Origin of the sequence: Stenotrophomonas sp. T8, assembly GCF_051853085.1 — a bacterium.
GTDB lineage: Bacteria > Pseudomonadota > Gammaproteobacteria > Xanthomonadales > Xanthomonadaceae > Stenotrophomonas > Stenotrophomonas sepilia.
In genome coordinates, this window is record NZ_CP195329.1 from 4,256,258 (window position 1) to 4,274,532 (window position 18,275).

Sequence of the window (18,275 nt, forward strand, 5' to 3'; positions counted from 1 at the left end):
CCCGCTTAATCGACCCGTGACCTGAGTGAATTACGAAGAGTTGCTGGCCTTTGCAGGCCGAAACCCGATGCTGTCCGCGGCCCTGGTCGGCCTGACCGTGGCCATCATCGTCACCGAGATCCGCCGCCTGTTCCGGGGCTTCAAGGGCATCAAGCCCGCCGAACTGACCCAGCTGATCAACGCGGGCGGCACGGTGGTGGTCGACCTGTCGGCCAGCGGTGACTTCGAGAAGGGCCACATTGCCGGCAGCCGCAACGCCCAGGCCAGTGCCTTCGGCCCGGAAAACAAGCTGGTGGCCAACGCCAAGCAGTCGCCGGTGGTGCTGGTGTGCCGCAGCGGCAACGCTTCGGAAACCGGCGCCAAGGCGCTGAAGAAGGCCGGTTTCGAGAAGGTCTACGTGCTCGACGGCGGCATTCCCGCCTGGCAGCAGGCCGAACTGCCGCTGGTCAAGGGCCGCAACTGATTGTCGCAGGTGGCGGATCCGGCCTTGTCTGGGCCGGGTCCCGCCCCCATCGCAGTAGTTAGACCATCGTTTTCATTGCATTCACCTGGAGTTACTGGAAATGTCCGAAGAGATCACCAACGGCGCCGCTGCGCCGGTCGATGCCGCTACCGGCCCCGCTTTCACCGTCGAGAAGATCTACGTCAAGGACGTCTCCTTCGAGTCGCCGAACGCGCCGACCATCTTCAATGACCAGGTGCAGCCGGAGCTGCAGCTGAACCTGAACCAGCAGGTGCAGCGCCTGGGTGAGAACGCCTTCGAAGTCGTGCTGGCCGTGACCCTGACCTGCCAGGCCGGTGAGCGCACCGCCTACGTGGCCGAAGTGAAGCAGGCCGGCGTGTTCGGCCTGGTCGGCCTGGACCCGCAGTCGATCGACGTGCTGCTCGGCACCCAGTGCCCGAACATCCTGTTCCCGTACGTGCGCCAGCTGATCAGCGACCTGATCCAGGCCGGCGGCTTCCCGCCGTTCTTCCTGCAGCCGATCAACTTCGAAGGCCTGTACGCAGAAACCCTGCGCCAGCGCCAGGAGCAGGGCGACGCACCGTCGCTGGCTGACTCCGAGCCGGCCGGCAACGCCTGATTCCTGCCGCGACGTCACGGATGAGCACTCCCGCTGACAAGATCGCCGTGCTGGGCGCCGGTTCCTGGGGAACCGCCCTGGCCAGCCTGCTCGCACGGCACGGTCACCCGACCGTGCTGTGGGGGCGCGACGCGGCCGTGGTCGACGCCATCGACCAGCGCCACGAGAACCCGCGCTACCTGCCGGGCATCCCGCTGCCGGACAGCCTGCGTGCCACCACCGATCTGGCGTCGGCGGTGCAGGGCGCGGCCTGGATCCTGGTGGTGACGCCGTCGCACGCGTTCGGCGAGACCGTGCGTGCGCTGGCGCCGCTGCGACCGGCCGGTGCCGGCGTGGCCTGGGCCACCAAGGGCTTCGAACCCGGTTCGGGCCGTTTCCTGCATGAAGTGGCGCGCGAAGTGCTGGGTGAGGATGTGCCGCTGGCCGTCGTCACCGGGCCGTCGTTCGCCAAGGAAGTCACCCAGGGCTTGCCGACCGCGATCACCGTGCACGGCGACGTGCCCGAGTTCGCGCAGACGGTGGCCGAGGCGATGCATGGCCCGGCGTTCCGCGCCTACACCGGCGACGACATGGTCGGTGCCGAGCTGGGCGGCGCGATGAAGAACGTGCTGGCCGTGGCCACCGGCGTGGCCGATGGCATGCAGCTGGGCCTCAACGCCCGTGCCGGCCTGATCACCCGTGGTCTGAACGAGATGCTGCGCCTGGCCGCTGCGATCGGCGCCAAGCCGGAAACGCTGATGGGCCTGGCCGGCCTGGGCGATCTGGTGCTGACCTGCACCGGCGACCTGTCGCGCAACCGCCGCCTGGGCCTGGCCCTGGGCCGCGGCCAGACGCTGCAGGATGCAGTGCGCGAGATCGGCCAGGTGGTCGAGTCGGTGCAGACCGCTGACGAAGTGATGCGACAGGCGCGCCGTCATGGCATCGACCTGCCGATCTCCGACGGTGTGCGTGCCGTGCTGCATGGCGAGCAGACCCCGGAAGAAGGCCTGCGCGCACTGCTGGCGCGGGAACAGAAACCGGAGTATCCGGACACGCTGTTCAAGTGAATCGAAAAACCCCGGCCACGCGCCGGGGTTTTTTTATGTGCGTGCCCTATCCACGCATGGCGTGGATCTACTGCCGAACCCGCTTCTGGTAGCTGCCAACCTTGGTTGGCGCCCGGCGGCAGCAATCACCGCGCCCGCGGCGGCGCGCTGGTGTTGTCCATGTCCGAAAAGATCAACCACGGCCCATCGTCCACGCGCTTCAACGTGAGCGTGAACTTGCCGGTATCGCCCACGTTGTTGCCGTAGCTGTACGCACCGACGATGTAGCCCGTGTTGCCCTCCATCGAATACGCCAGCGCACGCAGCCGCAACGGGCTGCCGCCCTGGCCGGCATACGCGGCCTCGATCGCACTGCGACCGCGCACCGGCGGCTGGTTGCTCTGCAGCACAAAGCCATCCTCGGCGAACAGCGCAGCCAGTGCCTTGGCATCACCCGTGCGTCACGCCTGCTCGTAGTCGCGCAGTACACGGTCCAGCGGTGCGGGCAGCGCGATATCGGGAAGCGGCTGTGCGGGCTCCGCGCCTTCTGCATCGTGGGCATTTGCCGGCGATGCCATCAGCAGGGCACTGCAGAAGATCATGGCGAGTGGTGTACGGCGCATGCGTCCGGCTCCAGGCGATGACGGGAAGCTGCGAACGCATCCTGGCGCGGTGCTGGTTAGAATCACGCGGCCGCCGATTTGGCGGACGCAGCGCAGATCAGACAAGGACACGGAATGAAGATGCGAATCACAGGGATGGCGATGATGGCCGCGCTGCTGGCAGCCTGCGGACAGGCACCGGAGAAGACTGGCGGGACTGCACCTGCTGCGGCGCCAGCGCCGACCACCGAAGCACCGGCCGCCGCGGCGACGGTGGTCGAGGAGGAACCGTCCGCCGAAGACGGCGTGGCCCCCTCGGTGTGGGACAACGAAGGCGAACCGGAAGACCCGGGCGCCGGCGGCGAACTGACCTGCGCGGACAACCCGCTGGCGACCCACTTCTTCACCCTGGTGGGCGGCAACACCGTGGACGACTGTGGCCGCAAGGATCCGAAGGTGCTGGCCGCGTTCAACGCCCTGATGAAGAACACGGCCGCAGCCGAATCCGCCGACAAGGAGATTCCCTCGCTGCGCGAACGCCTGTTGAGCGGGCCCAGCGGTCCTGGCGAACTGGTAGTGCTGCAGGGCGAGCCGTGGTGGTTCTACACCGCCTGCCAGGCCCACGACTGCCCCGGCACCGCGTTGGCGATGCTGTACTCACCCACGCAGGCGAAGATGGTCGGCCGTATTACTGCGCGCTGCCGTGTGTGGTGGCTGGGCGAGCCGACGGCGGAACAGCGTGTGCAGATCGAACAGCGCCAGCCACTGCAGGATGCCGCGCTGAAGGAAGACAGCGCGCTTTGCGGGTGATGTGGCGCGCGCCGCAGCGCCGGGCCGTGCCCGGCGTTGCAGTGAGCGTTGTTCCCCGTGTCACCCTTCCGGGCGCATGCGTGCGCTGACCTGTGCGGTCAGCGACAGACTGGCCATCATCAGGCCCTCCATCACGCGGTCGCCCACGTACTCCTCGTCGGGACCGTTCTGGCGCACGCGCCCGGCAGCCAGCAGCATTTCCAGCGCCACGCGCAGGCCGGTCAATGCGCAATCCGCGTCGGCCAGCGCCATGCGGCGGCCGGGCATCTGATGACGTTCGGGCCAGGGTTGGCCGTCGGCGGCGGCGCCCTTGCCGATGCGGTCGAGGGTGGCGATGAAACCGAGAGGATCCTGCTGGTGCGGTGCTTCCGAAGGCGCGTCCGCGTTGGCGGGCACGTATTGCGTGCGTAGTCGGGAGGATTCGGGTGTGCTCATGGCAATGCTCCGTGCAGGACAGACGGCAGCCGCCACACAAAGGTGGCGGGCGGAGACGTGGCTCGAAAACCGGGCGCTTGTTGAAACCGGCAGGCACAGGGCCTCCACGCTCCGCCCGCCATAGCCGGCAGACGGATTGCCCGCCGGCGCCACGAGGGGTGACGCCGACGGGCAAGCGTTGTTAAACAAGCGCACGGGTTTTCGAAGCCCGGCCATCCTTTTTCGATGGCACGTCATCTGTACGCGTGCTGCTGCGCGGTGCCAATCAGAACGGTTGCATTCAACGCTTGATCAAAGACGCTTTTGGCATTTTTGCACGCTGTTAAGCTGTCGCAGACGCAGGCGCCGCAACGGCCGTAGCGGCATGGGGAATATGCGACATGGGTCGAAGTTGATGACGTGGCGTACGGGCACCCCACCAAGTCGATGACGACAGTGCGGGGCGAAGAACGCAATTCGACTCCCACACACTTTGATCTGTCAGTGCTCTTCGCATCTCTCGTACCAGGCTTGTGTACGGTTCACGATCCGCACCACGGACAGCATGACCGGTACCTCGATCAGCACACCCACCACGGTGGCCAGCGCCGCTCCCGAGTGCACGCCGAACAGTCCCACCGCTGTGGCCACAGCCAGTTCGAAGAAGTTGCTCGCACCAATCAGCGCTGACGGGCCGGCCACGCAATGCGCCACGCCCAGACGGCGGTTCAGAAGGTAGGCCAGGCCCGAAGTGAAATAGACCTGGATCAGGATCGGCACCGCAATCAGCGCGATCACCAGCGGTTGCTTCACGATCTGCTGGCCCTGGAACCCGAACAGCAGCACCAGCGTCAGCAGCAGCGCGGACAGGGACAGCGGGCCCAGCCGTCGAAGTGCGCGCTGCAGGCCCGCCTCGCCGCTGCGCGAAAGCATCCAGCGCCGCAGCAACGCGGCCACCAGCACGGGCACCACGATGTAGAGGCCAACCGACAACAGCAGCGTGTCCCAGGGCACAGTGATCGCCGACAGGCCCAGCAGCAGCGCAACCACCGGCGCATACGCGACCACCATGATCGCGTCGTTCAACGCCACCTGGCTCAGGGTGAAGTTGGCATCACCGCGGCACAGGTTGCTCCACACGAACACCATGGCGGTGCAGGGCGCGGCCGCCAGCAGGATCAAACCGGCGATGTAGCTGTCGATCTGTGCTGCGGGCAGCCAGTCCGCGAAGGCATGGCGCAGGAACAGCCAGCCCAGCAGCGCCATCGAGAACGGCTTCACGGCCCAGTTGATGAACAGTGTCACGCCGATGCCCTTCCAGTGCTGCTGCAACTGGCGCATCGCAGTGAAGTCGACCTTCAGCAGCATCGGGATGATCATCAGCCAGATCAGCACCGCAACCGGCAGGTTGACTTTGGCCACTTCGGCGGAGGCCAGCACCGCGAAGGCATCGGGCAGGACGTGGCCCAGCAGCGTGCCCATCGCAATGCACAGCACAACCCACAGCGTCAGGTGTCGCTCGAACAGGCTCATGGCAGTGGCACCGTCATTGTGCGCCGTCGGTCGGCAGCAGCTGGCCGATCCGGTCCAGCGCGTGCTGCAGCGCTTCGCGTTCGGACCACACCGATTCGGGCAGTGCGAGCAGCGCACGCAGGCGCGTTTTCACGATGGCATGGGCCAGTGCGAAGGCTGCGGCCTTGTCGGCATCGCTGCCTGCCACGGCGGCCGGATCAGGCAGGCCCCAGTGGCTGCGGATGAAGTCACCGAACACCACAGGGCAGGCTTCGGCAGCGGCCGCGTCACACACGGTGATCACCAGATCCATCGGGGCTGCATCCACGAACTCATCCCACGACTTGCTGCGCAGCCCTTCAACGGGCATTCCTTCGGCCTGCAGCTGGGCGAGCGCGAAGGGATTGATCTGGCCAGTGGGCTGGCTGCCCGCACTGAAAGCCCTGAAGCGATCGCCGCCCCAGGCGCGCAGGGTGGCTTCAGCCAGCACGCTGCGCGCGCTGTTGCCGGTGCAGAGGAACAAGACATTGCGGGTCATGTGGCTTCCGTGGTCAGTGAGTGGCTTGGACATGCACAGCGCGCTGGCCGGGCAGAGACGAGTGAACTCGGCAGAGCTGCGGATCGCCTCCGCTATCTGCGCGCGATCGCATCCGGCATAGCCGTGCCGCGCGAACCACGGGCCTGCCGACGTTGTCAGCAGCACCAGTTCCCTGACCTGCATGCGGCGGGCCATGTCCTCGGCCGCTGACAGCAACGCGCGCCCAAGGCCGGTACTGCGTCGGTCGTCGGACACCACCAGGGAGCGAAGCAGGGCCGACGCGCCGAAGATCTGCAATCCAACGGCACCCACGGGAACACCTTCGAGGTCTGCGAGGAGAAACGCCACCTCGCTGCTTTCCAGATCGGCCACGGGCAACTGCGCCCGCTGCAGAAGGTCGCGGATGGAGCACAGGTCGTCGCGCGTGCCTGCACGAATCACCGGGTCGGGTTTCATCTCAGCACCTGCATGCCGGTTCGCTCACCGCGCACCGCTCATCCGGGGAGCCCGCGCAGCAGTTGTGCGTCAGGTACTGGACCAAGCCGTTCATCGCATCGAAGTTGGCGCGGTAGCAGACGTGGCGGCCTTGGCTTTCGCTCTCCACCAGCCCGGCCTGCACCAGCTCCTTCAGGTGGAAGCTGAGCGTGGCGGGAGGCACCTGCAGGGCCGTGGCGATGTCGCCCGCCATGCGCCCTGCCGGGCCCGCCTCCACCAGCAGTCGGAAGGCAGCCAGGCGGGTGGCATGGCCGAGGGCGGTCAGGGCGGTGATTGCATTCGATGTTTCCATATTTCTAGAATAGTCGAATGAATGAGCCAATCACAAGCCTGGACCTGCCCAACCTGGCGGAATCGTCATTGCCCCAGCCCAATCATCACCAGCTCGCCGCGGCAGATCTGGGGCCGCCACGCATTCTCCTGCTCTACGGCTCGCTGCGGCCCCAGTCGTTCAGCCGCAAGCTTGCGCTGGAAGCCGAGCGGCTGCTGCGCCACCTGGGGTGCGAAACCCGGGTGTTCGATCCGCATGCGCTGCCGATGCTGGACAGCGTGGACAGGAATCACCCCGAAGTGCAGCGACTGCGCGAATGGTCACAGTGGTCGGAAGGGCAGGTCTGGGTCAGCCCCGAGCGGCATGGCACGGTCACCGGCGTGTTCAAGAACCAGATCGACTGGTTGCCGCTGGAAGATGGCAGCGTGCGGCCCACGCAGGGCAGGACGCTGGCGGTGATGCAGGTGAGCGGCGGCTCGCAGTCGTTCAATACCGTCAACACGTTGCGCGTGCTCGGCCGCTGGATGCGCATGCTGACCATCCCCAACCAGTCGTCGGTGGCCAAGGCCTGGCAGGAATTCGATGACGACGGCCGGATGAAACCCTCGCCGTACTACGATCGGGTGGTGGACGTGATGGAGGAACTGGTGAAGTTCACGCTGCTGACGCGGGGCCGGTCGGACTACCTGGTGGACCGCTACAGCGAGCGGAAGGGCGACGCGCACGCCGCGGCATTGGCGCGGGCTGCAGGGGCTACGGCTTCCTGAGTTCCAGCACGCGCGCTACCTGCTCGCGCGCTGCGCGCCCTTGCTGTTCTCGTCCTTTGCATCGCCACGGCTCTGCGCGAACGCCGGGAAGGTCTTCGCGATCGAATCCTTGTCCGGCAGGATGTAGAACACGCCGCCCTTCTCGAACGTGGAGTGCACGATCTGCTCGTAGAACGCCGGCGAGACGTTGATGCACCCGTGGGTGACGCGGTTGTCGTCCGGCGTCGGCGTCGCCAGTCGTTCGGCGCGCTTTTCCTTCGGGGTGCCCGGCGGCAGCGGATGCATCGACACGGCGGAATCATAGTCCACCCACAGCACGCGCCCGGCATCGTCGGAGGGGCCATAGGCGCCGATGAAGCGGCCCGCAGGCGTGGTGCGGTCGTGGCCGGGAATCGCGCTCAGGGCAAGCTTGGCGACGCCGGGTGCGGAATGATCGCCGATGGCCGAACCGAACAGCGCCGGCGCGGCGCCGCGCAGCTTGCCGTCGCCGCCGAAGACCAGGACCTGCGCGGCGGCCTTGTCCATGATCGCGAACGGATAACCCTGATTGTCCTTGCTGGCGACCACCCAGCCGGCCAGCTCGATCACTGTTTCGGAGACGCTCTGGTCGGGCGGAAGTTCATCAACGGCGGCCGCCGGTGCTGCGGGTGCGTCCTTGTCCCTGGCGTTGGCTACGCCGCTGCATGCAACGGCCAGTGCCATGGCCAGAGCGGCATGGAAGGCGCGGCGTGCAGGGGAGGAGGAGGTACGAATGGGAAGGCTCCTGGCAATGCAATCCTGGTGGAAGGAGGCCAGTGGCCGGCGAGGGCCACTGGTTCCCGATACAGAGGTGGATCAATTCAAACGGTGAGGGAGCGATCAGCCGCGCGGCTTGCGTCCGACGGGTGCCCTTTCAAGCTGCTGCACGCGGCCTTCGATCTGGTCCAGGCGCTGGTTGGCCTGCTGTGCCGACTGGTTGGCGGACTCGGCACTCTGTGCAGCGCCCTGCACCTTTACATCGAGCTGATCGAGGCGCGAGTTGATGGTTGCGAACTCGTCCTTGTAGGTGGCACAAGCGCCAAGGCTCACGGTGGCGATGAGCGCTACAGCAAGTGCGCGGGCCGTCTTCATGTGTTGCGGGTTCAGGTTCATTGCACTCCCTCCTTCGTCTGGGGAAGCTGGAATATAGCGGCGTTTGTTCCCCACGCTGACAAGCGCTTTCAGCTGAAGTTGGAAGACGTGGAAGGGTTGTGAAATATGTTCATCAGCAAAGCTTAACGAGTGAGATCAGGCGAGCTGATGTGCACAGAGGCGATGGCCTTGCGGTTGCTCGAATCGCCCAATTCATCAGCCTGAAGACGGCTTCATTCCTACCCGTTTTCCACTGGCCCACACGCCGGGCGCCATTCACTTGCGGCGAACAACGCCGGCGCACTTTCCGGACGCACCGTAAGCAGCGTGGCGACGGCACCAGCTTTGTCATCGGCGCGGGCAACGTAGTCAGCGGCAATGCGGTAGCCGATCCAGTAGCCAAGATCGCCGCGGCGCGTTTCGTCGCCCGCTCCGTTGTAGAGCCATTGCGACAGATCAGTACCAGCGCTGTCCCGGGCGAACTGGCGTTCCAGGGCGCATTCGCGGCCCTGCGTCCAACGACGCAGATGCGCGTTGGCCGGTTGCCCCGAGATCAGTTCGCCCACGTACTCGGCGCCGCCTTCAAGCAACGTCTGATAGAGCAGGGTGGGCTGCGCGACATCGACGCTCGCACCGGGCTGCTGCACGTGCACGTACTCATGGGCGATCAGGTGCACGAATCGATCGCCGATGTCGGGCTGCATCCAGTCGGCGTGGCACAGTGCCTCCAGTCCGATCACCACGCCGTCGGGCGTGGTGACACCGCCGCTGTTTCCCCGACCCACCAGCACGGTGACCGGCGGAAAACGTGCGGAGGGAAACAGCGTGCCCAACCGATCGAGTGCCTTGGCAACCCGCTCGCGGATCTCCGGCAGTGCCGTCGCACAGGTACGGGCTTTGGCAAACAGCGCAGGTCTGCGCTGGATCGCATCTGCAAGACGATCCATCGAGCCGATACGGCTGTCAGTGAAGCTGCGTAGTGCATCCGTACCCGCATGCAGATAGCCGCGCTGCAGATCGTCGGCATTCGGCTTCCCTCCGCTTGCATCCAGCACGCTGAAGAAGCGCGTGACATCGTCGGTCTGAATCACGATGCGCCCGGAAGGGCGGGTACGGTCGGCTGCGTTGGCTACCTGCAGCATCATCGGCAGGGCGAAGAGCAGCAAAGCCCGCACTGTGCGCCGGGCATGAAGCGGAAACAGCAGTGACGCGACTGATGCGTGCGGCATGAGGAGTTCCCTGAACGCCAGCCTTATTTATACACCAGTCAGTTCAATATTCAGGGTCGATTAGACCCCCTAACGGATAATTCACACCTGTCGACCGCCTCCTCTCTCTCCCCCTCCCGGGAGGCGGCCGACGAAACCAAAATAATTAAAGGTGTGTCCCGATGAACAAGAATTCGCTGCTCGCCCTGGGCCTTCTGGCTGCCCTGCCGTTCGCTGCATCGGCAACCGATGGCCTGTCGTACAACTACGTTGAAGGCGGCTACGTGAACACCGATGCCAAGGGCGGCGACGCCGATGGCTGGAAGGTGAAGGGTTCCGTGGCGGTGCACCCGAACTTCCACATCTTCGGCGACTACAGCGCGCAGGAGACCGACACGTTCAAGAATGACGTCGACCAGTGGCGCATCGGTGCCGGCTACAACTACGGCATCGCACCGAACACCGACCTGGTGGCCCGTGTCGCGTACCAGAAGTTCGACATGAAGCACGGCCTGGACTTCAACGGCTACTCCACCGAAGTCGGCGTGCGCACCGCGTTCAACCCGTACGTGGAAGGCTACGTGATGGCCGGCTACGAGGACTACACCAAGAAGCACGGCATCAACCCGGACGGCGAGTTCTACGGCCGCGTCGGCGCCACCGCCAAGTTCAACCAGAACTGGGGCCTGAGTGGCGAAGTGAAGCTGGCCAAGGCCGGCGACCGCGAGTGGTTCGTGGGCCCGCGCTTCACCTGGTAACAAGCGCCCGTCGTTGGAGCGTGTTGTGCTGGCGTGTGACTCTCTCTCTCCCACACGCCAACCGAAGCCCGGCCTCGCGCCGGGCTTCTTCTTTTGTGTGCGTCCGGAGAGTGCAGGGCCGCAGCAGTTCCATGTAGCGCGGGAATGCACGGTGCTGCTCGCAGGACGGAACGAGAAACGCTCCGTCGCCGGTCAGGCGGTTCCGCTATGATCCCGGCACGTCGCCATTGACGATGCACCCGCCTCAAGCCAGCAGGAACTGCCGTGAATTCCCAGCCCGCACCGATCACCGCCCTCAACCACACGCTCGACAACGAGCCGCAGCAGATCACCGCACCGCTTACCCATTCGGCGGCGTTTCTGGTGCTGAAGGTGAAGGATGACGAGGCGTCGATCGCCAAGGCACGCGAGGTGCTGGCCAGCACCGATGACCTGATCAAGAACACCGCCATCCGCGAGATCGAGCGCACCTTCACCTGCAACGTGGCCATCGGCCATCGCGTGTGGCAGCCGCTGGTGGGCTCCACGCCGCCACGCGAGCTGAAGCCGTTCCGCGAGATCAAGGGCGCGACCCACACCGCTGTGGCCACGCCCGGTGACCTGCTGTACCACATCCGCGCACGTACCATGGACCTGATCGTGGCGTTCGAGCGCAACCTGCTGATGGCCTTCGGTGATGCGGTGGAAGCGGTCGATGACGTGGCCGGCTTCCGCTACTTCGATGGCCGCGATCTGCTGGACTTCGTCGACGGCACCGCCAACCCGGAAGGACTGTCGCTGCCGGAAGCCACCATTGTTGGCGATGAAGACCCGGAGCATGCCGGCGGCAGCTACGTGGTGGTGCAGAAGTACCTGCACAACCTCGATGCCTGGCGCGCGCAGAAGACCGAGGCGCAGGAGGCGATCATCGGCCGCACCAAGCACGACAACATCGAGCTGGATGATGCGCCGGCCGATGCGCAGAAATCGCACAAGACGCTGTGCACCATCGAAGACGCCGACGGCGAGCACGAAATCCTGCGCGACAACATGCCGTTCGCCAACCCGGGGCGCGGCGAGTACGGCACCTACTTCATCGGCTACACGCGCCGCCTGTGGGTGATCGAGAAGATGCTCGAGCGCATGTTCATCGGCAATCCTGCGCCGCTGCACGACCGCATCCTCGACTTCTCCACCGCCACCACCGGCGTGACCTTCTTCGCGCCCTCGCGCAAGGTGCTGGCCGACCTGGGCGAGTGATCGCGCCGGGCCATCACGGCCCGCCATCTGCCTGTCATCTATGGCGCCGACCATGGCGCGCTGGATGGGAGCGCAGGAGGCAGGCGATGGCCATGGCAGGGAACAGGACCGGCATCCGCCGCTGGTGGCGGCGTCTGGCTGCGGTGTTCGGCACACTGGCACTGGGGAGTGCCGCGGCGTCCGCACACGAAGCCCCTGCGCACTGGATGGCCTACGCCGCCGCCGTGGGTGGCCAGCTGCAGCAGCGCCTGCAGCAGGAACAGGACCCGCAGGCGCAGCGCGTGGTGGAGTGGCTGCGTGCACACCCGGATACACCCACGCCGCTGCCGGTGAGCCTGTGGATTGCGGCGGACGGCCGCATCTCGAAGCTGGAGTTCGACAGCCTGGGTGACCGCGAGGTGGATGCGGACCTGCGCGTGACGTTGCAGGCCGCGCCGTTGCAGGCGGCTCCGCCGGCCGACATGCGCCAACCGCTGCGATTGGGTCTGGTGCTTGACCGGTAGATCCACGCCATGCGTGGATGGGCCTACCGGTGACCCTTCAGCCACGCATGGCGTGGCTCTACTGTGGATGGCCAGCGCACAGCCCGGCCATCCGCATCAACGAACCGGCGCCACCTGCGGTTCGCGCGCGGCCGCGCTCCATGCGCGCAGGCCGAACACGGCCAGGCCGAGGAAGAACACGTACAGCGCGGCAGTCACATGCAGCGACTTGAACAGGTACGCACCCACATAGACCACGTCCACCGCGATCCACACCCACCAGCAGGCCACATGGCGGCGTGCCTGCCACCACTGGCCGACCAGGCTCAGTGCGGTCAGCATCGCGTCCAGCCACGGCAGCGCGGCATCGGTGAAGGTGTGCATGGCCGCACCCAGCGCCACGCCACCGCACAGGCCGAAGGCCAGGTCGCGCAGCAGCTTGCCTCGCGCCAGTGGCACGATGCGGATGCTGCCCTCATCGGCGGCGTGCTGGCGCCAGTTGAGCCAGCCGTAGACCAGGAAGCCACCGAAGGCGACCTGCAGCAGCGTGTCCGAGTACAGCTTGGCCTCGGCGAACACCAGGCCATAAAGCGTGACCGACAGCAGGCCCACCGGCCATGCAGACAACCGGCGCCGTGCCATCAGCCAGACGCCGAGCACGCTGCACAGCGCGGCGGTCCACTCGAGCACGACGCCGTTCACAGCGCGAACGTCACCGACAGGCGCGCCTGTCGCGGTGCGCCGGGGAACAGGTAGTAGTCACCGCCGCTGCTGCCGGTGTCACGCCAGTAGAAGCGGTTGAACACGTTGTCCACCGACAGGTTCCAGGTCACCGCACGCTCGTGCAGCCGGTGCTGGAAACGCAGGCCGGCATCGAACACCGAGTAGTCCGGCGCGCGCACGGCGCCGTCGGCGCGCGCCACGTTGGCACCCGCATAGCGCCAGCCGCCAGTGACATCCAGGCCCTGCACGAACGGCAGTGCATAGGCCACGTGCACGCTGGCACGCACCTTCGGCACGTTCACCAGCTGATGGCCTTCATAGGTGGGCGTGCCGGTATCGCGCGCGCGCGCCTGCAGCACGCTGGCGCTGGCCACGATCTGCAGTGCATCGGTCAGCTGGCCGTTGGCGGTCAGCTCCAGGCCGGTGTGGGTCTGCGTGCCTTCCTCGACGAAGGTGTAACCCACATCGCTGTTGTCGGGCTTGGCGTACTGGTACGGCTGCGAAATGCGGAACACCGCCGCACCCAGGGTCAGCGCTTCGACCGGCACGTACTTCACGCCCACTTCCAGCTGGCGCGACTGTACCGACGGCAGGAAGGTGTCGGCGTTGCTGGTCCAGAACGGCGCTTCCTGGCCCAGCGAAATGCCGCGCACGTAACTGGCGTAGGCGTTGAGCTGGTCGGTGGCTTTCCACACCACCGCAGTCTGTGGCAGGAAGCGCGACAGGCGGCTGTGCCGCTGCGGGATGCCGCGCTTGTCGTAGGCGCGCTCGTCCAGGCGGACGAAGCGGCCACCGGCCAGCCACTGCCAGTCGTCACCGAAGCTGATCCGGTCCAGCGCGAAGAACGCGGTCTGGCGACTGTCCAGGCGCCGTGCGGAGGGGCCCGGCATCTTCGGCGACGGCGCGAACACCGGCACCGGTGCCTCGTGGATGTTGCTGGTGCCGACGTACTCGTTGACGCTCGGGCGCCTGTCCACGGTGCGGCGGAAGTAGTCGGCACCGACGGTCAGCTGGTGGCCGATGCTGCCGGTCTCGAAGCGGCCACGCAGTTCGGCACGGGCCTGCTGGTTCTGGCGGGTGTCGTCCGGGCTGCGGTAGTCGTAGATGTCATAGTCGCCGTTGGGCGCGAAGTAGTTGCCCGGCACGCTGCCATCGGCACATTGCGCGGCGTAGTAGCAGCCGTAGGCGAAGGCGACGTTGTCGTCGATCACCGAGCGGCTGTGGCCGACCGAGACGCGCGACTGCCAGGCCTCATTGAAGTCGTAGGTGTGCAGCGCGGTGATGTTGGTGCTGGCGATATCCACCGGGCGCTGCCACGGCTGGTAGCCGAGCAGATGCTCGCGGTCGACACCGCGCGGCAGGTCACGCGCGCCCAGCAGCTGGTAGCCGGACACCGAGCGCTGCGCGCTGGTCTGGTAGTTGGCATCCACTTCCAGCTTGCCGCGCTCGCCGATCAGCCAGTCGGCGGCCAGCGAGTAGAAGTTGCGGCGGCCATCGGCATGCTCGACGTAGGAATTGCTGGAATCCCATGCGGCATTCAGGCGCAGGCCGAAGCGCGGGGTGATCCAGTGGCCGACATCGATGGCGACGTAGCGCGAGCCTTCCGAATCGGTGCCGAGCGTGGCGGTGCGCACTTCGGCCGGGCGCTTGCCGATGTAGTTGATGATGCCGCCCGGCGCCATCACCCCTGCCGCCAGGCCGGCTTCACCCTTGAGGATCTCCACCGACTGCACGTTCTCCAGCGCCAGGCGCTGTTCGCCGGCGATGGACAGGCCGTTGAAGCGGTAGCCGGTGGCGGCGTCCAGGGCGAAGCCGCGGATGGCGATGTTCTGGTAGTAGCCCACCGGCGCGTAGGCATCACCCAGCGAGGCATCATTGCTGGCCAGCTCGGACAGCGAACGTAGCTGGCGGCGGTCGAGATAGTCGCGCTCGAGCACGTTCACCGAAGCCGGCGTGTCCTTCCAAGAACCGCCACCGAAGGCGTTCACGCGCGAGGTATCGGCCTTCGGCTTGCCGGCCTGCACGCGCACCGCCGCCAGTTCGGTCGGCGAGCGCTCGGCGCCGGTGGCAGCCGCATCAGGGGATGCCTCGGCCTCGCTGGCGTGCAGCGGCAGCGCAGCGCAGAGGGCGAGGGAGAGCAGGGTGGGGCGCAGGCAGCGGTTCATTCGGTTCGTCTTCGGACAACAAGGGAGACGAAGCGACGGCGCGCAGGTGCACTGACCCATGACGGGGGTGTGGCTGCGGCTCAAAGCTCCCTACGCCGGTGCAAACCGGATCAGGTTCCAAGGGACTCTCTCAGCCTGGCAGATCCAGGCACCCCCGCTTCAGGTGACCATTTCACTACAAATGGTACGGATTTGCGAGCGCCACCCAGGGTCAGATCCCTTTCCTGCGGAAAGGGATCTGACTCCAACGCTGCGTCAACCGGATCACGCGGCGGCGTGCAGGGCCTGCAGCAGTGCCTGCCCCGGGGCGGCATGGAACCACGCCGGATGGCCAAGCATGAAGGGCTGCCACGCCACGTCGGCATTGGCGGTCGAGCCGGTGACGCCCTCGAAATACTCCACTTCGGACAGTGCGAAGTCGAAATGCACCATCGGCAGCAGGTCGGCCAGCAGGTGCACGCGTGCCGCCGACAACGGCAGCACCTCGCGGTAGCCATCGAGCAACGCCAGCGCGATATCGACGCGCACGGCCTCCATGCCGCGCGCCAGCTCCAGCCATGCCACGGCGTTGCGCTCGATGGCGGTGGCCAGGTCGAACAGTGCGCTGGTGGGCGAGGCCAGGCCGAAATCCAGCACGGTGCTGACCTGCCCGTCGCGCCACAGCAGGTTGGAGACATGCCAGTCGTTGTGCGCCCACAGCCGTGGTTCGTCGCGCAGGCGCTCGGCCAGGCCCGTGTGCCACGGCAGCACGTCGTGCTGCAGCTGCGCTTCCCACGGAATGCGCTCGAGATAGCGGGCCAGGCCGGGGCGCTCGTGCAGCCCTGCCTTGATTGCCGCCACCGGATCGTCGGCGCGGATCAGATCATCGCGCGCGACCAGCAGATGGGTGCTGCGCTGGGGCGCGCGGTAGCCGTCGGCAGCACGGTGCAGCTGGGCCAGCATGCGTCCGGCTTCACGGGCCTGCGCGACGTCGGTCAGCAGCGACCACGACACCGCGTCGCGGTACAGGTCGTCGCCTACGCCGACGTCGTGCAGTTCAAACGTCCATTCGCCGTGTTCGACCGCGGTGTGACCATCGGTCGCTGCCAGCACCTGTGCCACCGGCACGCCAGCAGCGTCGAGATGGGCGATGAAGCGGTGTTCTTCTTCCAGGCAGGCCGCGTTGCGCACGCTGTGGTGATGGCGCTTGATGAACACCGCGCCGCGCGTGCCATCGACGATGGCGGCAGCCGACAACGGCCGCGGGCTGTGCCAGCGCGGTTGGCTGCCGCTGTGCAGCTGCGGATAGCACTGCCGCAACCACGCGATGTCCGCCGCGCTGATCGGTGGCCAGTCGGCAGCGACCTCGTCGTTGTTGAGGCCCTGCACGCGGTGGGAGGAAGACGTCATGCCGCAGCCCGAGAGGGGAAAGTCACATCCAAGGCTGCGCATTCAACGCCATGCGCGCGGCCAACGCAAACGGGCGGGTCATCGACCCGCCCGTCCCTGCCATCGGCAGGGTAACGCCACCGTGCCGCTTACCAGCCGCGATGGCGACCGCGGTCGTGGTAGTAGCGGTTGTCGTAGTAACGCTCGCGCTGCCAGCGGCGGTCGTCGCCACGGTTGTAGTAGCCGCTGCGGTAGTAGCCACGATCGTATCGGCGGTCGTAGCGGTTGTCGTAGTAGCGATTGTCGTAATAGCGACGGTCGCGGCGGTCGGAGGTGGTCAGATTGCCGATTGCGCCACCGGCCACGGCACCGCCGACGGTGGCCGCAGGGTCGCCGTTGGAGAGCAGGTTGCCGGCCACGCCACCGACCACGGCGCCGACCAGGGTGCGCTTGTCCTTCCTCGACATCGCGCTGGCATCGCTGGCCACGGCGACACCGGCAACCAGTGCCAGGGCCATCGCCAGACCACGGAAGCTGAGTGTGGAAGTACTGAGCATGTTCGTTCTCCTGTGAGGTGCATGCCACGCTGGGCAGGGAGGGCGCGGGGCGCCCCGGCTGCCGTGATGTCCACGCTGGCGTTCCAACATTGCCGGAACATTGCCTGGTGCACCGAGCGGCTTGCGCATTCATCTAGCGGCAGGCGGCATGAAGCAAGGCTGAAAGCGGCTGCGGCCGCTCAGCTGGCGGAAAGGAAAAGGGCCGCGGAGGTGGCCCCTCCCTTCTCTGCCAAGGCGTTGGCATGTCCGACGCCCATCGCTTTCTGGGCCTGCCGCGCCTGCTCCTGCGGGGTCTCCTGCTGCGGCTGCAGCACGTCAGGCGCGCTCTGTACCGCACCGCTGCGAAGCGCCAGGCTCTGCCCGCTGGCGGCCCGCGCCTCCACGGTGACGCGGCTGGCGGCCGGACATGCGCCGGTCGATTCCTTCGACCTCGCATTGTTGCCGGTGCGATTATGTGAATCGCGTCTCATATTTTCCCGTCACGCAGATAGTCGAACAATTCGGCATCGCCCTTCAGCCCCAGCTTGAGCATCGCATCGCCCTTCTGCCGGCTGATGGTGCTGACGCTCTTGTGCAGCAGCAGCGAAATCTCCTTGACCGTCATGCCCGTGCCGAGCAAGCGCAGCACCTCCACCTCGCGCGGGGACAGCGGCTTGCCGTCGCCCTCGCGCATGCGCCAGCTGCCGGCCGCCTCCACCCGTTCGCGCAGGCTGCGGCTGATGTAGGGCTGGCCGCGGTAGACCGACTGGATGGCCTGTGGCAGTTCGTCCATCGACGAACTCTTGTCGACCAGGCCGAGCACGCCGCTGTCGAGCACCATGCGCAGGATCGCCAGGTTGCTGGAGACGCTGAGCATCAGCACGGGCAGGTCGGGATGGCGGCGGCGGATCATGCCGATCATGGCGAAGCCGTCGGCCTGCGGGCTGCCCGGCATGGAGTAGTCGGTGACCAGCAGGTCACAGGGCTGGCTGGCGAGCAGGGTCATCAGCGCCTGCGCGCTGTCGGCCTCGCCGACCACGCGGCCGACGCCGCTCGACTCGATGACGGCGCGGGTACCGATACGGACCACGGGGTGATCGTCTGCGATGATGATGCGCAAGCTCATGCTCTAGTATGGCCATCGGGCACGCCGGACCGCGACCATCGCGG

At 66.6% G+C, this 18,275-nt stretch carries 21 protein-coding genes, 2 pseudogenes and 1 riboswitch; of the genes and pseudogenes, 8 read left to right on the top strand and 15 right to left on the bottom strand.

The window, feature by feature from the left end; all coding sequences use genetic code 11:
- The first annotated feature begins 25 nt into the window (after positions 1–25).
- The 3 genes from ACSDHM_RS19610 (at position 26) to ACSDHM_RS19620 (ending at position 2,128) form a co-directional block, all read left to right on the top strand.
- Positions 26–463 (top strand): rhodanese-like domain-containing protein, encoded by a 438-nt coding sequence (locus ACSDHM_RS19610; RefSeq protein ID WP_439426517.1) that lies wholly within the window; start codon positions 26–28, stop codon positions 461–463.
- A gap of 100 nt (positions 464–563) precedes the next feature.
- On the top strand, positions 564–1,082 hold the full coding sequence (gene secB, locus ACSDHM_RS19615) for a protein-export chaperone SecB (protein ID WP_005407596.1): 519 nt from the start codon (positions 564–566) through the stop codon (positions 1,080–1,082).
- Positions 1,083–1,102: 20 nt separating this feature from the next.
- On the top strand, positions 1,103–2,128 hold the full coding sequence (locus tag ACSDHM_RS19620; protein ID WP_049416568.1) for an NAD(P)H-dependent glycerol-3-phosphate dehydrogenase: 1,026 nt from the start codon (positions 1,103–1,105) through the stop codon (positions 2,126–2,128).
- 125 nt (positions 2,129–2,253) lie between these two features.
- On the opposite strand, the pseudogene ACSDHM_RS19625 reads toward ACSDHM_RS19620, so the two are convergent.
- A pseudogene (locus ACSDHM_RS19625) lies at positions 2,254–2,709 on the bottom strand (YybH family protein).
- Between the two features lie 135 nt (positions 2,710–2,844).
- On the opposite strand from ACSDHM_RS19625, the gene ACSDHM_RS19630 reads away from it, so the two are divergent.
- The gene (locus tag ACSDHM_RS19630; protein WP_151354691.1) at positions 2,845–3,519 is read left to right on the top strand and encodes an Ivy family c-type lysozyme inhibitor; all 675 of its coding nucleotides are present in this window, start codon (positions 2,845–2,847) and stop codon (positions 3,517–3,519) included.
- 60 nt (positions 3,520–3,579) lie between these two features.
- Here the strand turns inward: ACSDHM_RS19630 and ACSDHM_RS19635 are convergent, their stop codons facing one another.
- The 5 genes and pseudogenes from ACSDHM_RS19635 to ACSDHM_RS19655 all read right to left on the bottom strand — a co-directional run bounded on the left by ACSDHM_RS19635 (position 3,580) and on the right by ACSDHM_RS19655 (position 6,770).
- Positions 3,580–3,954 carry a hypothetical protein gene (locus tag ACSDHM_RS19635; RefSeq protein ID WP_072167348.1) on the bottom strand — a complete coding sequence of 125 codons (375 nt, stop codon included), beginning with the start codon at positions 3,952–3,954 and terminating at the stop codon, positions 3,580–3,582.
- A gap of 480 nt (positions 3,955–4,434) precedes the next feature.
- The gene (gene arsB / locus ACSDHM_RS19640; RefSeq protein WP_151354692.1) at positions 4,435–5,466 is read right to left on the bottom strand and encodes an ACR3 family arsenite efflux transporter; all 1,032 of its coding nucleotides are present in this window, start codon (positions 5,464–5,466) and stop codon (positions 4,435–4,437) included.
- Between the two features lie 13 nt (positions 5,467–5,479).
- Positions 5,480–5,983: an arsenate reductase ArsC gene (locus ACSDHM_RS19645; RefSeq protein ID WP_439426989.1), complete on the bottom strand. Its 504-nt coding sequence runs from the start codon at positions 5,981–5,983 to the stop codon at positions 5,480–5,482.
- A 36-nt stretch (positions 5,984–6,019) separates the two neighbouring features.
- A pseudogene (arsN2, locus tag ACSDHM_RS19650) lies at positions 6,020–6,439 on the bottom strand (arsenic resistance N-acetyltransferase ArsN2); the annotation flags it as partial.
- A 1-nt stretch (position 6,440) separates the two neighbouring features.
- Positions 6,441–6,770 carry an ArsR/SmtB family transcription factor gene (locus ACSDHM_RS19655; RefSeq protein WP_439426518.1) on the bottom strand — a complete coding sequence of 110 codons (330 nt, stop codon included), beginning with the start codon at positions 6,768–6,770 and terminating at the stop codon, positions 6,441–6,443.
- A 17-nt stretch (positions 6,771–6,787) separates the two neighbouring features.
- Here ACSDHM_RS19655 and arsH point away from each other — a divergent pair, with 17 nt between their 5' ends.
- Complete coding sequence (arsH, locus tag ACSDHM_RS19660; protein ID WP_151354694.1) at positions 6,788–7,516, top strand: arsenical resistance protein ArsH; 729 nt, start codon at positions 6,788–6,790, stop codon at positions 7,514–7,516.
- 15 nt (positions 7,517–7,531) lie between these two features.
- Here the strand turns inward: arsH and ACSDHM_RS19665 are convergent, their stop codons facing one another.
- The 3 genes from ACSDHM_RS19665 to ACSDHM_RS19675 all read right to left on the bottom strand — a co-directional run bounded on the left by ACSDHM_RS19665 (position 7,532) and on the right by ACSDHM_RS19675 (position 9,855).
- The gene (locus ACSDHM_RS19665) at positions 7,532–8,218 is read right to left on the bottom strand and encodes a hypothetical protein (RefSeq protein WP_134972315.1); all 687 of its coding nucleotides are present in this window, start codon (positions 8,216–8,218) and stop codon (positions 7,532–7,534) included.
- 156 nt (positions 8,219–8,374) lie between these two features.
- Positions 8,375–8,647: a hypothetical protein gene (locus tag ACSDHM_RS19670; protein WP_005420910.1), complete on the bottom strand. Its 273-nt coding sequence runs from the start codon at positions 8,645–8,647 to the stop codon at positions 8,375–8,377.
- 218 nt (positions 8,648–8,865) lie between these two features.
- Complete coding sequence (locus ACSDHM_RS19675) at positions 8,866–9,855, bottom strand: DUF2268 domain-containing putative Zn-dependent protease (protein WP_439426519.1); 990 nt, start codon at positions 9,853–9,855, stop codon at positions 8,866–8,868.
- A 161-nt stretch (positions 9,856–10,016) separates the two neighbouring features.
- Here ACSDHM_RS19675 and ACSDHM_RS19680 point away from each other — a divergent pair, with 161 nt between their 5' ends.
- From ACSDHM_RS19680 to ACSDHM_RS19690, 3 genes are all read left to right on the top strand, one after another.
- Positions 10,017–10,592 carry an OmpO family porin gene (locus ACSDHM_RS19680; RefSeq protein WP_049465985.1) on the top strand — a complete coding sequence of 192 codons (576 nt, stop codon included), beginning with the start codon at positions 10,017–10,019 and terminating at the stop codon, positions 10,590–10,592.
- A gap of 264 nt (positions 10,593–10,856) precedes the next feature.
- Positions 10,857–11,831 carry a Dyp-type peroxidase gene (locus ACSDHM_RS19685; protein ID WP_088496696.1) on the top strand — a complete coding sequence of 325 codons (975 nt, stop codon included), beginning with the start codon at positions 10,857–10,859 and terminating at the stop codon, positions 11,829–11,831.
- An 86-nt stretch (positions 11,832–11,917) separates the two neighbouring features.
- A complete protein-coding gene (locus tag ACSDHM_RS19690; RefSeq protein ID WP_072167331.1) occupies positions 11,918–12,334 on the top strand; it encodes a hypothetical protein in 417 nt (138 codons plus the stop codon).
- 96 nt (positions 12,335–12,430) lie between these two features.
- On the opposite strand, the gene pnuC is transcribed toward ACSDHM_RS19690, so the two are convergent.
- From pnuC to ACSDHM_RS19720, 6 genes are all read right to left on the bottom strand, one after another.
- Positions 12,431–13,003 (bottom strand): nicotinamide riboside transporter PnuC, encoded by a 573-nt coding sequence (gene pnuC / locus ACSDHM_RS19695; RefSeq protein WP_072167431.1) that lies wholly within the window; start codon positions 13,001–13,003, stop codon positions 12,431–12,433.
- 8 nt (positions 13,004–13,011) lie between these two features.
- Positions 13,012–15,201, bottom strand: a complete 2,190-nt coding sequence (locus ACSDHM_RS19700) for a TonB-dependent receptor (RefSeq protein ID WP_072167330.1) — start codon at positions 15,199–15,201, stop codon at positions 13,012–13,014.
- 70 nt (positions 15,202–15,271) lie between these two features.
- A riboswitch (TPP riboswitch) is annotated at positions 15,272–15,367 on the bottom strand.
- 98 nt (positions 15,368–15,465) lie between these two features.
- Positions 15,466–16,590 carry a phosphotransferase enzyme family protein gene (locus ACSDHM_RS19705; protein WP_072167329.1) on the bottom strand — a complete coding sequence of 375 codons (1,125 nt, stop codon included), beginning with the start codon at positions 16,588–16,590 and terminating at the stop codon, positions 15,466–15,468.
- A gap of 128 nt (positions 16,591–16,718) precedes the next feature.
- Positions 16,719–17,126, bottom strand: coding sequence for a glycine zipper 2TM domain-containing protein (locus ACSDHM_RS19710; RefSeq protein ID WP_088496698.1), 408 nt, complete (start codon positions 17,124–17,126; stop codon positions 16,719–16,721).
- A gap of 179 nt (positions 17,127–17,305) precedes the next feature.
- A complete protein-coding gene (locus ACSDHM_RS19715) occupies positions 17,306–17,596 on the bottom strand; it encodes a hypothetical protein (RefSeq protein WP_439426520.1) in 291 nt (96 codons plus the stop codon).
- Positions 17,593–18,231 carry a response regulator transcription factor gene (locus ACSDHM_RS19720; protein ID WP_005420808.1) on the bottom strand — a complete coding sequence of 213 codons (639 nt, stop codon included), beginning with the start codon at positions 18,229–18,231 and terminating at the stop codon, positions 17,593–17,595. The genes ACSDHM_RS19715 and ACSDHM_RS19720 overlap by 4 nt, the downstream gene beginning before the upstream one ends.
- Between the last annotated feature and the right edge of the window lie 44 nt (positions 18,232–18,275).